11 protein-coding genes and 1 riboswitch are annotated in these 14157 nt (G+C 61.6%); of the genes, 6 read left to right on the top strand and 5 right to left on the bottom strand.

Features of this window, described 5'->3' with window-relative positions; genetic code table 11:
• Window positions 1-124 precede the first annotated feature (124 nt).
• A riboswitch (TPP riboswitch) is annotated at window positions 125-230 on the bottom strand.
• 196 nt (window positions 231-426) lie between these two features.
• The gene (locus FFI16_RS24225; protein ID WP_138817132.1) at window positions 427-1866 is read left to right on the top strand and encodes a TolC family outer membrane protein; all 1440 of its coding nucleotides are present in this window, start codon (window positions 427-429) and stop codon (window positions 1864-1866) included.
• Between the two features lie 53 nt (window positions 1867-1919).
• On the opposite strand, the gene waaA is transcribed toward FFI16_RS24225, so the two are convergent.
• Complete coding sequence (waaA, locus tag FFI16_RS24230; RefSeq protein WP_138817133.1) at window positions 1920-3197, bottom strand: lipid IV(A) 3-deoxy-D-manno-octulosonic acid transferase; 1278 nt, start codon at window positions 3195-3197, stop codon at window positions 1920-1922.
• A gap of 23 nt (window positions 3198-3220) precedes the next feature.
• Window positions 3221-4111: a LysR family transcriptional regulator gene (locus FFI16_RS24235; RefSeq protein WP_138817134.1), complete on the bottom strand. Its 891-nt coding sequence runs from the start codon at window positions 4109-4111 to the stop codon at window positions 3221-3223.
• Between the two features lie 103 nt (window positions 4112-4214).
• On the opposite strand from FFI16_RS24235, the gene FFI16_RS24240 reads away from it, so the two are divergent.
• Genes FFI16_RS24240 through FFI16_RS24255 form a run of 4 tightly spaced genes read left to right on the top strand, consistent with a single transcriptional unit; the run spans window position 4215 to window position 7591 of the window.
• Window positions 4215-4550, top strand: a complete 336-nt coding sequence (locus FFI16_RS24240) for a multidrug efflux SMR transporter (protein WP_017138493.1) — start codon at window positions 4215-4217, stop codon at window positions 4548-4550.
• 55 nt (window positions 4551-4605) lie between these two features.
• Window positions 4606-5781: an FAD-binding oxidoreductase gene (locus FFI16_RS24245; RefSeq protein ID WP_138817135.1), complete on the top strand. Its 1176-nt coding sequence runs from the start codon at window positions 4606-4608 to the stop codon at window positions 5779-5781.
• Window positions 5778-6590: an aldo/keto reductase gene (locus FFI16_RS24250; RefSeq protein WP_138817136.1), complete on the top strand. Its 813-nt coding sequence runs from the start codon at window positions 5778-5780 to the stop codon at window positions 6588-6590. The genes FFI16_RS24245 and FFI16_RS24250 overlap by 4 nt, the downstream gene beginning before the upstream one ends.
• Before the next feature lie 41 nt (window positions 6591-6631).
• Entirely contained in the window at window positions 6632-7591 is a 960-nt protein-coding gene (locus tag FFI16_RS24255) for a metal ABC transporter ATPase (protein WP_138817137.1), read from the top strand.
• A 141-nt stretch (window positions 7592-7732) separates the two neighbouring features.
• Here the strand turns inward: FFI16_RS24255 and FFI16_RS24260 are convergent, their stop codons facing one another.
• The 3 genes from FFI16_RS24260 to msbA form a co-directional block, all read right to left on the bottom strand.
• A complete protein-coding gene (locus FFI16_RS24260; protein WP_138817138.1) occupies window positions 7733-8668 on the bottom strand; it encodes an NAD-dependent epimerase/dehydratase family protein in 936 nt (311 codons plus the stop codon).
• Window positions 8661-10085 carry a bifunctional D-glycero-beta-D-manno-heptose-7-phosphate kinase/D-glycero-beta-D-manno-heptose 1-phosphate adenylyltransferase HldE gene (gene hldE, locus FFI16_RS24265; protein ID WP_138817139.1) on the bottom strand — a complete coding sequence of 475 codons (1425 nt, stop codon included), beginning with the start codon at window positions 10083-10085 and terminating at the stop codon, window positions 8661-8663. The genes FFI16_RS24260 and hldE overlap by 8 nt, the downstream gene beginning before the upstream one ends.
• Before the next feature lie 227 nt (window positions 10086-10312).
• Entirely contained in the window at window positions 10313-12118 is a 1806-nt protein-coding gene (gene msbA / locus FFI16_RS24275; RefSeq protein WP_138817141.1) for a lipid A export permease/ATP-binding protein MsbA, read from the bottom strand.
• A 159-nt stretch (window positions 12119-12277) separates the two neighbouring features.
• On the opposite strand from msbA, the gene FFI16_RS24280 reads away from it, so the two are divergent.
• Entirely contained in the window at window positions 12278-14140 is a 1863-nt protein-coding gene (locus tag FFI16_RS24280) for an O-antigen ligase family protein (protein ID WP_138817142.1), read from the top strand.
• Window positions 14141-14157 lie beyond the last annotated feature (17 nt).

Below are 14157 nucleotides of genomic sequence, written 5' to 3' on the forward strand. Positions count from 1 at the left end.
GCGGTGGATTTTTGTCGGAGCGAACCTGTGACGGATGGACGCACTGAAACCAGTGCTGTGCAAGGCACGAGGGCTGTTCGATTGTCGAACAACATCCCGGACGAAGCACAAGAGGACTCGCCGGGTGACGAGAAATCTTGTTCCCTACGCAGGCGTTAACCTGATCAGGTTCAACGGGATCCGGTATTTACCGATCTCAGCCTTCCAACAAGGCACCCCGACAAGAACGCGGCCAGTCTAGACCATGGCGTGGGCAAATTGCCAATAGCGGTGTATTCAGCGTGATGAATGGCGTGATTGCGGGATTGTTGCGCGGGGTCAGCGCCACTACACTCGGGCGTCGTCACAATGCTTGACGCCAGGAATGGCCAGCCTTAGCCTTGGGCACTTAATTACAGCCGTAATATTCACACTAGGGATCGCCTCATGCTGCGCAAACTCTCACTGGCTCTTGCCGTGTCTTGTGCGACCAATGGAATGGTCTGGGCAGCTGAAGCGCCCTTGTCCGCCAAAACCGACTTGGTCAGCGTCTACCAGGAAGCGGTGAACAACAACGCCGACCTGGCCGCCGCCCGAGCGCAATACGGCGCACAGAAAGAAGTGGTGCCCCAGGCCCGCGCCGGTTTGCTGCCCAACCTGTCGGCCGGCGCCGACAGCAATAACGTGCGCACCCAGATCCACCAACCGGCAGCCACCGCCAACCGTGACGCGCACTCCTGGCGTGCAACCTTGAGCCAGCCGCTGTTCCGCGCCGATCGGTGGTTCCAGCTGCAAGCCGCCGAAGCCGTCAACGAACAAGCTTCGCTGCAACTGTCGGCAACCGAACAGAACCTGATTCTGCAAAGCGCCGAAAACTACTTCGCCGTGCTGCGCGCCCAGGACAACCTGGCCTCGACCAAGGCCGAAGAAAACGCCTTCAAGCGCCAGCTCGACCAGTCCAACGAACGCTTTGATGTGGGCCTGTCGGACAAGACCGACGTGCTGCAATCCCAGGCCAGCTACGACACCGCCCGCGCCAACCGCATCGTCGCCCAACGCCAGGTGGACGATGCCTTTGAAGCGCTGATCACCCTGACCAACCGCCAATACAACGCGATCCAGGGTATCGTGCATACGCTGCCAGTGCTGCCGCCGGCGCCGAACGACGCCAAGTCCTGGGTCGAAACTGCCGGCCGCCAGAACCTGAACTTGCTGGCCAGCAACTACGCGGTCACCGCTGCCGAAGAAACTTTGCGCCAGCGCAAGGCCGGCCACTTGCCGACCCTCGACGCCGTGGCGCAATACGAAAAAGGCGACAACGACGCGCTCGGTTTCAGCAACCCGAACCAGTTGCCAGTGCCATACGGTGGTGATGTGTCCCAGCGCACCATCGGCCTGCGCCTGAATATTCCGATCTACAGCGGCGGCCTCACCAGCTCGCAAGTGCGCGAGTCCTATTCACGCCTCGACCAGACCGAGCAACAGCGCGAAGGCCTGCGCCGCCAGGTGGTGGAAAACACCCGCAACCTGCACCGCGCAGTGAACACCGATGTGGAACAGGTGCAGGCGCGCCGCCAGTCGATCATCTCCAACCAGAGCGCGGTGGAAGCCACGGAAATCGGTTATCAGGTGGGTACGCGCAATATCGTCGATGTGCTGGACTCGCAACGCCAGCTGTACTCGTCGGTGCGCAACTACAACAACAGCCGCTACGACTACATTCTCGACAACCTGCGTTTGAAGCAGGCTGCCGGCACGCTCAGCCCAGGAGATTTGCAGGACCTGACGCGCTACCTCAAGGCTGATTACAACCCGGACAAGGATTTCCTGCCGCCGGATCTGGCCAAGGCCGCCGCCGAGCAGCTCAAGGCCCGCCCGGGCTACTAAACACACCACAAATCAATGTGGGAGCCAGCTCCCACATTTTGGCTCAGTGTCAGTCAGCGGTTAAGCAAGTTATCCAAACCATCCAGCAAGCGTTTCAACGCGCCCTGGTTGGCCTGCATCACCTTCAATCCTGCCTCTGCCATCTTGCGCGCATCCTGCGGCAGTTCGAACAACTGCCGCACAGCCTCTGCCAAACCTTGCGCATCATCCACCTCACGCAACGCGCCGGCCTCGCGCATCATCGCGCTGATTTCGAGGAAGTTGAACAGGTGCGGTCCCATTATCACAGGCTTGGCCAGCGCCGCCGGTTCCAGCGGGTTGTGGCCGCCAGTGGGCACCAGGCTGCCGCCGACGAAAGCGCTGTCGGCCAGGGCGTAAAGGAATAACAGCTCGCCCATGGTGTCACCGAGCAGCACCGAGGTCTGCGCCGTCACCGGCTCAGCGCTGGAGCGGCGCACCGTGGCAAAGCCTTGTTGCACGCACAGTTCGAACATCGGCCCGAAGCGCTCCTGATGACGCGGCACCAGAATCAGCAGCGCGTTGGGATAGCTTTCGAGCAGTTGGCGGTGGGCTGCAAGCACCACTTCATCTTCGCCTTCGTGGGTACTGGCAGCGATCCATACCGGGCGCTCGGTGGCGCCCCATTGCTCGCGCAAAGCGGCGGCGCGTACCGGTAACTGAGGGTCGATGGTCAGGTCGAACTTGATCGAACCGGTGACTTCAACGGTTTCCGGTCGCGCACCCAGGCTTAGAAAGCGCTGGGCTTCGGTTTTTGTCTGTACTGCGAACAGGCTCATCTCGGCCAGCATCGGTGCGGTCAGCTTGGCAAAGCGCGCGTAACCTTTGGCCGAGCGCGCCGACAGTCGCGCATTGGCCAGCGCCACCGGAATACCGCGTTGAGCGCAGGCGTGGATATGGTTGGGCCACAGCTCGGTTTCCATGATCACCGCAAGCTTGGGCTGCACGCGATCGAGAAAACGCTTGGCGGCGCAAGGCAAGTCATAGGGCAAGTAGCAATGTTGAATGCGCGGCTCATTGGCGAAAAGCGCCTGGATACGCTCCGAGCCAGTGGGCGTCATGCAGGTGACGGTGATCGGCAACGTCGGGTGACGCTCCATCAACCCGCGAATCATCGGCGCGGCGGCAATGCTTTCGCCCACCGACACCGCATGCACCCAGATCCCGCCCGGCTGCATCACCGGCAAACCATAGGAAAACCGCTCGCCGATACGTTTTGCATACGCCGGCGCCTTGCGCGCGCGCAGCCACAAACGTAAAGCCACCAACGGCAGCGCCAGGTAAAACAGACAGCTGTAGAGAGTTCTATTCATGGCGGCGGAGTTTATCGGCTTTTTCAGTCGATCGCCTGCAAGCACTCGGCAAATCGCTCGGTCAGGAAGCGCGCGGCCGGGCCGAGGTGTTCATCGCGACGCCAGACCAGCTCCACCACCAGCGCCGGCGGCGTCCACTCGCTGTCCAGTTCGACCATCTGCTGTTGATAGGTCGGGTACTGCACGATGTGCCGAGGCAGCCAGGCCCAGCCCAGGCCGCTCATCAGCCATTCGGCCAATACGTAGAAGCTGTCGGCGCGCCACACCAAGGGGCTCGCGGCTTCGCTGCCTGGGTAGACGCTGGTCTGGGTCGACATCAGCAATTGGCGAAACTGCGCCAGGCGTTGGCAGGTCACGTATTTGTCCTGGGCCAGCGGATGATTCACGCCGCACACGGTGACCATTTCCACACTGCCCACCACGCGCCGCTCAAGCGCTTCGGGGATTTGGTCGTGATAGAACAACAGGCCAAGGTCGGCCTTGCGCTCCACCAGCTTGCGCGCCACATCGCCTTGCGCGGCGCTGGACAGTTGCACTTCCAGCAGCGGGTATTGCTGGGCCAGCGCTTCAAGGCTGTCGAGCACCGGCTGGAACAGCATGGCTTCGTCCTGGGCCAGGCGCAGGCAGGCCTCTTCGCCACGGGTCAGTGACAACGCCCGTCCATTGAGCCGTTCACATTGGCGCAGCACCTCACGCGCTTCTTCCAGCAACACACTGCCGGCTTCGGTCAGGCGTGGCTGGCGACCACTGCTGCGCTCAAACAGGCTAAGCCCAAGGTCCGCTTCCAACAGAGCGATCCCGTTGCTCACCGCCGATTGCGCCTTGCGCTGGCCGCGTGCAACCGCCGAAAACGAGCGCTGCTCGGCGACGCTGACAAACAGGCGCATCTGTTCCAGGTTCCATTGCACACTCATGGCACAACCCATCTTCAAATCGGATAGGTAATGACTTTATCTCATCTCACGAAGGGTTAAAATGCGCACCTAATCAAGCACGTATCACACCGAGGATTCCCCCATGAATGTTGCCTACGTTTACCTGGCCATCGCCATTTGCTCGGAAGTGATCGCAACCGTTTCCATGAAAGCCGTCAAAGGCTTGAGTACACCCATTCCGCTGCTGCTGATGATTGTGGGGTATGGCGTGGCGTTCTGGATGCTCACACTGGTGGTGCGCACGGTGCCGGTGGGCATTGCCTACGCGGTCTGGGCCGGGCTGGGCATTGTGATGGTCAGTATCGCCGCGCTGTTTATCTACGGGCAGAAGCTCGATGTACCGGCAATGCTGGGCATGGGCCTGATTGTGCTGGGCGTGGTGGTGATTCAGCTGTTCTCTAAAACCGCCGGGCACTGACCGCCACGCAACAGCCTGTATACTGCGCCTCTTGTCTTGAACACTGAGGTCGCCGATGCCATCCGTTATTTCCACCGACGTTCTGATTGTCGGCGCCGGGGTTGCCGGCCTCTGGCTTAACGCACGCCTGCGCCGCCAGGGGTTTTCCACGGTGGTGGTGGAAAGCGCGACCTTGGGCGGCGGGCAAAGCGTGAAATCCCAGGGGATCATCCACGGCGGCGCGAAATACGCCCTGCACGGCGCCCTCACCGGCGCCTCCGAAGCCATTGCCGACATGCCGCGCCGCTGGCGCGAAGCCCTGGCGGGTAACGGCGAGCTGGACCTGACCGGCGTGCGCTTGCTCTCTGAAGCCCATTACCTGTGGTCACCCGGCACGATTGCCGGCAACCTCACCAGCTTCTTCGCCAGTAAAGCTGTGCGTGGCCGCGTCGATCAGGTCAAGGGCGACGAATTGCCGCCCGCCCTGCAAGACCGCCGCTTCAAGGGCAAGGTCTATCGCCTGGCCGAACTGGTCATCGATGTGCCCAGCCTGATCGAACGCCTGGCGCAACTGGCCGGCGACGGCTTGCTCGCCGGGCAACACATCGAACCGCTGCTGGAAGGCGATACTTTGGTGGGCCTGAAGGTCGATGGCCGTGAGATCCGCGCCCAGCGCATCGTGCTGAGTGCCGGTGGCGGCACCGCTGACTTGCTGACGGCCTTGGGCCTGAGCCAACCGGCCATGCAAACCCGCCCACTGCATATGATCATCGCCAAAGGCCCGGGCCTCAAGCCGCTGTATGCGCACTGCCTGGGCGGCGGCACCAAGCCGCGCCTCACCATCACCACTCACCCGGCTGCCGATGGCAATTGGGTGTGGTACATGGGCGGCGACATCGCCGAGGCGGATGGCGTGGCCCGCACACCCCAAGAACAGATCGCCACTGCGCAAAAAGAGCTGGCGCAGTTACTGCCGTGGATCGACATGAGCCAGACCCAATGGGCGACGCTGCGTGTGGACCGTGCCGAGCCGCTGCAATCGGGCCTGAGCCGTCCCGACAATGCTTTCCTCGCCGAGCAAGGCCGCTTGCTGGTAGGTTGGCCGACCAAACTGGCGCTGGCGCCGGACTTCGCTGATCGTGTGCTCAACGCCCTGGAACGCGACGGTATCCGCCCAAGTGCCCGCGACGCGCTGCCCGAACTGCCAAAACCGGCCCTCGGCCAACCTGCCTGGGAGCAACTGTTGCCATGAGCCTGCCAACCCTGCACGACCTGCATCGCCCGCTGGGCAGCACTGGCCTGATGGTCTCGCCGCTGGGCCTGGGCACCGTCAAGCTGGGCCGCGACCAAGGCGTGAAATACCCCAACGGCTTCCAGATTCCCAATGACGACGAGGCGCGGATGTTACTGCGCCAGGCCCAGCAGTTGGGCATCAACCTGATCGACACCGCGCCGGCTTACGGGCGCAGTGAGGAGCGCCTGGGGCCACTGTTGCGCGGCCAGCGCAACGACTGGGTGATTGTCAGCAAGGTCGGCGAAGAGTTTGCCGACGGCGTGTCCCATCACGATTTCAGCGCCGCGCATACGCGCATGTCCATCGAGCGCAGCCTGAAACGACTTGAAACGGATTTTATCGATCTGGTGCTGGTGCACTCTGATGGCAACGACCTGCATATCCTTAATGATTGCGAGGTGTACGAGACCCTGGCGCAGCTGAAAAAAGAGGGCAAGATCCGTGGTTTCGGCTTCTCCGGCAAAACCGTCGAAGGTGGCGTGAAGGCTCTGGAACAAGGTGATTGCGCGATGGTCACCTACAATCTGAATGAACAGGCCGAGAAAGCCGTGATCGATTACGCCGCCGCCCACGGCAAAGGCATCCTGGTGAAAAAGGCCCTGGCCAGCGGCCACGTGTGTCTTGAGCCAGGAATGGATCCAATTCATGCCAGTTTCATGCTGTTGTTTGCGCAAACGGGTGTCGCCAGTGCTATTGTCGGGACCATTAACCCGCTGCACCTGGCCCACAACGTGGCGACCGCTGCCCAGGTCATTCGTCAACTCTGATGCCGCCCACGCGGCCGACCCCGTCGCAAGAAGGAGCCGACATGCCGCGAACGCTGATTAGAAAAAACCCCAGCAACTTCAAGACACTGCCGCTGCACGTCGAAGCCACACCCGAAGGCCTGAGCTACCAGAGCGTGGGCATGCCGCTCAACTTCGCCCAGACCCTGCAACGGCGCAAGCCGGTGGAAGTGGCAAACCCTGAACGCTTCGCCCTGGAACTGGCCAACCTCGGCGTGTCGGTGCGCCTGACCCTGCATTGGCAGAACAAGGATTACTGGGTGCTGGTGCGCCAACGCCGCCAGGACCGTGGCGATGTGGTGCTCAAGCTGATCTCCGGCTACGTACCCGCCCACGAACTGAACCTGCCACTGCACACCGCCATCCAGGAAATTGCCGAAGAATGCCTGCTGGAGACGCCCGAAGGCTGGCTGGGCGGGCGCTTCAATGACACCTGGCTGCCCGCGCCCTACTCCGCCGCCCTGCATTACCGTGAAGCCCTGCCGTTTCGCTTGAGCCCGCTGTCCGGCGCCGCCCGCCCGGTGCGCTGCGCCACCATGCAATTGATCGAGCGCCCACGCGCTTATGTGCATTTGCCGACCGCGTCGCTGCAATTGATTTATGACTTGCGCCTGGAAGTCCCCAAGGAAGCCAAGTCCTTGAGCCTGTTCCATGTGGATGAGCGCCTCGAAGGCGACCAGTTGGTAGCCCGCCTGGACCGTCAGCGGCCCGACCTGTACCTGATGCCATTGAAGGACGGCCAGCCGCTGGCCGAGCTGTATACGGTCAAGAAAGACCAGCTCTACCCGGCCAGCACACGCGGCCTGTACCTGGCGGAAAGCTTTGCCCAGCAGGAAGGCTGGCTGGTGCGCGATGAGCGCATTCGCTGGAAGGATTGGCTGCGCCAGCAAGGCTTGGCGGAGCCTGAGAAAGAGTCGAAGTTAAAGCGATTGGCGCAACGGGTGCTGCGCAAGATCGTGCCGAAGAAGAAGGCCAGGGGCTGACGCAAATCCAATGTGGGCGCTGGCTTGTGTGGGAGCTGGCTTGCCTGCGATGGCATCAACTGGGTTTGCCTGATGTACCGAGTTGCCTGCATCGCAGGCAAGCCAGCTCCCACACAAGCCAGCTCCCACAGGTGACCGAGGTCAGCCGTTAAGCAAGCGTTCCAGGCCGACCTTCAACGGCGTAGGCTCAGGCAGCGTAAAGCTCGCCAACAAGCGCTGGTTATTCGCCCGTGAATGGCGGATATCACCCGAGCGCGCCGGCCCGTAAGTAATCACCGGCAACTGCCCTACCACTTCCTCCAACGCCTGCAACACCTGCTTGAGCGTGGTCGTGCGGTTCCATCCCACATTGATCGCGCCCAGTGGCGCTTCGGGCGCTTCGATGGCCTGGACCAGCACATCCACCAGGTCTTCCACGTACATGAAGTCCCGGGTTTGCTCGCCGTCGCCAAACACGCTGATCGGCACACCCTGCTGCACACGCTCGCTGAAGATACTGATCACGCCGGAATACGGCGATGACGGATCCTGGCGTGGCCCGAAAATATTGAAGAAGCGGAAAATCACCGGTTCCAGGCCATGCTGGCGGCGATAGAAGTCGAAGTAGTGCTCACCCGCCAACTTGTCCGACGCGTAAGGCGTCAGCGGCGCCTTGGTGGTGTCTTCGTCAATCGAAGCACCCTCGCCGTTGTTGCCATACACCGCCGCGCTGGACGCAAATACCACACGCTTCACGCCGGCCTTGCGCATGGCTTCGCAGACATTCAGGGTGCCGACAAAGTTGCTCTGGTGCGTACTCACCGGATCATCCACCGAGGCCTGCACCGAAGCCACTGCGGCCAGGTGCACCACGGCAGTCGCGCCGACGGCAGCTTGCGCCACCAACTCGGCATTGGCGACATCGCCTTCAATCAGCGCTACGCGCGGGTTATCCAGCGGCAGATTGCTGCGTTTGCCGGTGGACAAGTCATCCAGCACCCGCACGGCATAGCCCTTGGCGAGTAGCGCATCGACCAGGTGCGAGCCGATAAAGCCGGCACCTCCGGTGATCAACACCCACTTTTCAGCATTACTCATTGTTGCGGATCTTCTCGACAATGGCCGTGGTCGAGCTGTTTTCAACCAGACCCAGCACTTTGACCGTACCGCCGTAAGCGCTGACGATATCGGCGCCTACGACTTGATCGACGGAGTAGTCGCCACCCTTGACCAGCACGTCTGGCTTGACCTGGGCCAGCAGGTTTTCCGGGGTGCCTTCAGAGAAGCTGATCACCCAGTCCACCGCGCCAAGACCGGCCAATACGGCCATGCGGCGATCGACACTGTTGATCGGACGGCCCGGGCCTTTCAAACGGCTTACCGAAGCGTCGTCGTTGACCGCCACGATCAGGCGGTCGCCTTGAGCGCGCGCCTGTTCCAGGTAAGTCACGTGACCTGCATGCAGGATATCGAAGCAGCCGTTGGTGAACACGATGCTTTCTTTGTGGGCACGGGCATCGTCGATGGCCAGCAGCAGTTGCTCGATGCCCAGCACGCCACGCTCCGAGCCTTCGGAGCGCTGGATCGCACGGCGCAGCTCGGGTGCGCTGATAGCGGCGGTACCCAGTTTGCCGACCACAATGCCCGCCGCCAGGTTGGCCAGGGCCACGGCGTGGGGCAGTTCTTCACCGGCCGCAATCGAGGCGGCCAGGGTGGAGATGACCGTGTCACCGGCACCGGTGACGTCGAACACTTCACGGGCACGGGCCGGCAGGTGCATCGCCGGGTGATCCGGGCGCAGCAGGGTCATGCCGTGCTCGCCACGGGTGACCAGCAAGGCGCCCAGGTCGAGGTCGGCCATCAGCGCTGCGCCTTTGGTCACCAGCTCATGTTCATCGGCGCAACCGCCGACGATGGCTTCAAACTCGCTGAGGTTTGGCGTGATCAGGCTGGCGCCCCGATAAATCGAGAAGTCCTTGCCCTTGGGATCGGCCAGTACCGGAATGCCACGGGCCTTGGCGGCCTGGATCAGCATCTGGTGGTTCTTCAGGGCGCCTTTGCCGTAGTCGGACAACACCAGCACCTTGATACCTTCGAGCAACTCGTCGACCTGGCCGCTGAGGGCCAGGGCGTCGGTGGCGAAGGGTTCTTCGAAATCGATACGCAGCAATTGCTGGTGACGGCTCATGACCCGCAGCTTGACGATGGTCGGCTGATGGGCAATACGCTGGAACAGCGCGCGCACGCCGGCACCGCGCAGGCTGTTGGCCAGGCTGTCGGCGGCTTCGTCGTCACCGGTCACACCCACCAGGGAGGCCGGGGCGCCGAGCGCGGCAATATTGAGGGCAACGTTGGCAGCGCCACCCGGGCGGTCTTCGATTTGCTCGACCTTGACGACCGGCACCGGCGCCTCAGGGGAAATCCGTGAGGTACCGCCATGCCAGTAACGGTCGAGCATGACATCGCCGACCACCAAGACAGGGGCTTGATCGAATCGCGGCATGGACAACTTCATGGAGCAACCCACATACAAAATGAACAGGGGCGCGATATTAGCACAGGGTTATGGAACGCTTGTGGAGGGTGTGACAGAAGATGAAGGACACAGCAGTGAATCCACTGAGGAACAAATGTGGGAGCGGGCTTGCTCGCGAATGCGGAGTGACAGTCACCGAAGATATCGACTGATCCACCGTATTCGCGGGCAAGCCCGCTCCCACATTAAGCATCCAGACCTTTAATTCAGGTGATATCGGCCGACACTGGGGCATCCAGGCCCATGGCATGCAGGCGGGCGTAGTAGCCGTTCTGTGCCAGCAGCTCGGCGTGGCTGCCGCGCTCGACGATCCGGCCGTCGTCCATTACCAGGATCAGGTCGGCTTTCTCGATGGTGGACAGGCGGTGCGCGATCACCAGGGTCGTGCGGCCCTGCATGACCTTGTCCAGAGCCGCCTGAATGTGCCGCTCGGATTCGGTGTCGAGGGCCGAAGTGGCCTCGTCGAGAATCAGCAGCGGCGCGTTCTTCAGCAAGGCCCGGGCAATGGCCAGGCGCTGGCGTTGACCACCGGACAGCAGCACGCCGTTCTCACCCACCTGGGTATCGAAGCCTTTCGGCAACTGGTCGATGAAGTCCTTGGCGTAGGCATCCGCCGCCGCCGCTTCAACGTCGGCCCGTGGCGCACCGGCCAGGTCGCCGTAGGCGATGTTGTTGGTCACGGTATCGCTGAACAGCGTGACATGCTGGGTCACCTGGGCAATGTGCTTGCGCAGGTTAAGCAGCTTGTAGTCCTCGATCTCTACGCCGTCGAGCAGGATTTCGCCGCTTTCGTGGTGGTAGAAACGCGGGATCAGGCTGGCCAGTGTGGACTTGCCGCTGCCGGAACGGCCCACCAGGGCGATCATCTGCCCGGGCTCGGCGGTAAAGGTGATGTCCTTGAGCACATGGCGCTCGGTGCCTGGGTAGGTGAAGTTCAGGTTGCGCACTTCCAGGCGGCCGCTGACCTTGTCGCGCTCGACAGTGCCGCGGTCGACTTCCTGTTCTTCGTCCAGCTGTTCGAAAATGCTTTCAGCACCGGCCACGCCTTTCTGGATGGTCGAGCTGACTTCCGACAGTTGGCGAATCGGCTTGGGCAACAGCCCGGCCAAGGTGATGTAAGCCACCATGTCACCGGCCGACGCGTCACCGCGAAGGTAGAGCACCAGGAACATCAGCACCGCCATGGCGGTGTAGATCACCAGCTGCAGCAACGGGGTGTAGATGGCCCCGGTGCGGGTCATGCGCAGTTGCTTGTCGGTGTTGCCCTGGCTGGCCTTGAAGAAGCGTTTCTCTTCGTAGACCTCACCGCCGAAGCTGCGCACCACGCGATAACCCTGGATGGTTTCCGAAGCCACGTGGGTCACATCGCCCATGGCCACCTGGATCTTCTTGCTCTGCTTGCGGAATTTCTTGCTGGCCGTGCTGACCATCACCGCAATCAACGGCAGGATGGCGATCATCACCAGCGTCAGGCGCCAGTTCATGAACAGCAGCGAGGCGAACAGGAAGATCACCGTCATGCCTTCACGGATCACCACCTTGATGGCATCGGTGGCCGCTCCCGTAACCATGGTCACATTGAAGGTGATGCGCGAAATCAGGTGCCCGGAGTTGTGGTTGTCGAAATAGCGGTTGGGCAGCGTAAGCAGGTTGTTGAACAACTGCACGCGCAGGTCGTGGACCAGGCCCAGGGAAACCTTGGCCAGCAAGTAGTTGCCCAGGAACGAACCCAGGCCCTGCCAGGCTGCGATCAAAATGATCAACAAGGGCACGGCTTGCAGCAATTTCATGTCACGCAGGAACGGTACGCTGGGGAACAGCACGGCGTCAGGATTGGATAGGCCGTCGACGAAGTACTTGAGGATGTACCCCAGCATGGGCTGGGTCGACGCGAAAATCAGAAATCCGACAATACTCAACGCGAACAAGCCGGCGTAGGGCTTAACGTACATGAGCAGGCGGAAGTATATTTTCAAGCTCGAAGGGCTTGCGCTCGGACTGGAGTCGGTCATATCACGCGGCGTTTTAAAAAAGGAGGCTGACTTTAGCACAGCTTCTCTGTTGTACTTGCACCCAGCGTGACCCGCGGCCCGGCTGGATCCAACGGGCGACATTATATAGCCACTGCCTTAACATGGTCGGCTTTCTCTATTCTGGAATGGCTTTACTGTATGCACTCCAAGCGCCTTACCTACGGCACAAATCGCGTTTTCGACTTCCTGGTCCTCTGGATTTTGCCCATTGGCTTGTTGTTGCTTCTGAGTTCGCTGTTCTTCGTCAACAATCGCAATGTCATGCACCGCGGCTTCTACATTTTCTTCGCCCTGCCGGCCTTGATCCTGCTGTGCTTGCGCCCACGGGAACTCAAAGCGTTACTGCGCGAGCCGCTGGTGCTTGCTTTCTCGGCGTTTTGCGCATGGGCAATGATCACGGTGCTGTGGAGCCCGGAACCCACCGGCGACTCCAACCTGTTCAAGGTCCCGCTGCAAACGTTCATGCTGTTTGCCGGCTGCGGGTTGCTGCTGCATTACCGCAATGACCTGTTCAAGCCGGTGTTCTTCAGCGCCGCAGTGATCGCGCTGGTCGTTACCCTGGGCAACCTGATCGCGTTTGCCAAAGGCTTCGAGCCGAGCATGCGCATGATTGGTGGCTTGGGCGCCCTGGACAACCCACTGCTCAGCTCCCACCTGTTCGGCTTCTTTTGCGTGTATTGGCTGTACCTGTGTGTCACCACCAAACGCCTGCGCGTGCTGTGGCTTAGCGTGCCCGCCTTGATGATCATGACCCTGGCAATTCTGGCCACCGGCTCCAGAACCCCTTTGGTCGCGCTGGTTATGGCCGTACTCTGGATGGGCCTGCTGAGCCGCAACCGGCGCTCGGCGCTGATGGTGGCCGCCCTGGTGCTCGCCGCCGCCGGGCTGTTGCTGTTTTACCCGCAACTGATCACCGAACGCGGCAGCTCATTTCGCTTTGAAATCTGGCGCATTATCCTGGACCGCATCGCGGATCACCCATGGATCGGCCACAGCTACGACTCCGAACTGTACGTAAAGCCTGCCAACTACGATTTCGAGCCGCTTCGCGAACCCCACAGCTTTGCCTTGGGCGTGCTTTATTACATTGGCATCATCGGCTTTATCCCGTGGATGTTCATGCTCGGCCGGGGGTTGTACACCGGCCTCAAAGAGCGCGCCCAGCCGCTGTTTATCCTGACATCCTCGCTGCTGGCCTACGGCATCGGCGCGGGCCTGACCGAAGGCGGTGGCATCCTGTCGCGGCCCAAGGAGCACTGGTTCCTGCTGTGGATTCCCCTCGCACTGATCGCCGGCCTGAGCATCGCCAAGCGCCGCCACAGCCTGCTGCGCCTGGTGGTGAGCACGCCCAAGCCACAGGTTTTCAAAGCCCTGTGCGAAGGCGCGCATATTGTCGAGGAAGACGGCCTGGGGCCTAAAGTCCTGCGCCTGGGCGATGGCAGCTTCCTCAAGCTGTTCAGGGCGCGCCGCTGGTACACCTCGGGCACGTTCAATCCGTACTCGGAGCGTTTCGCCAACAACAGCGAACACCTGCAGGCGCTGGGCATTGCGTCGCCGCCGATCCTTGACCTGTACAGCCTGCGCGACGGCAGTACAGCCGTGCGTTACCAGCCACTGCCGGGGCTGACCTTGCGTCAGGCCTTGCAAAGCCTGGACAGCAGCCTGCGCGAATCCTTGATCGAACGGTTTGGGCGGTTTATGGCTCAACTGCATGAACGCGGCGTCTACTTCCGCTCCCTGCACCTGGGCAATGTATTGCTGCTGGAAGACGGAGAGTTCGGCCTGATCGACGTGGCGGATATGCGCGTCTATCCGTCAGCGCTGCGCAACACGCTGCGCCAGCGCAACCTCAAGCATATGCAACGCTATGCACAGGATCGCAATTGGTTGTTCGAAGCGCACTTCGAGCAATTGGCCAAGGGCTATGCCTTGGTGGCTTCGCCTCAAGCCACGCTCAAGATCCGCGAGCAGGTACTCACACTCGCGCGCCCGGCGGCCTGACAGCCGACCAGATCCCT

The organism is Pseudomonas sp. KBS0710, from assembly GCF_005938045.2.
Taxonomy (GTDB): domain Bacteria; phylum Pseudomonadota; class Gammaproteobacteria; order Pseudomonadales; family Pseudomonadaceae; genus Aquipseudomonas.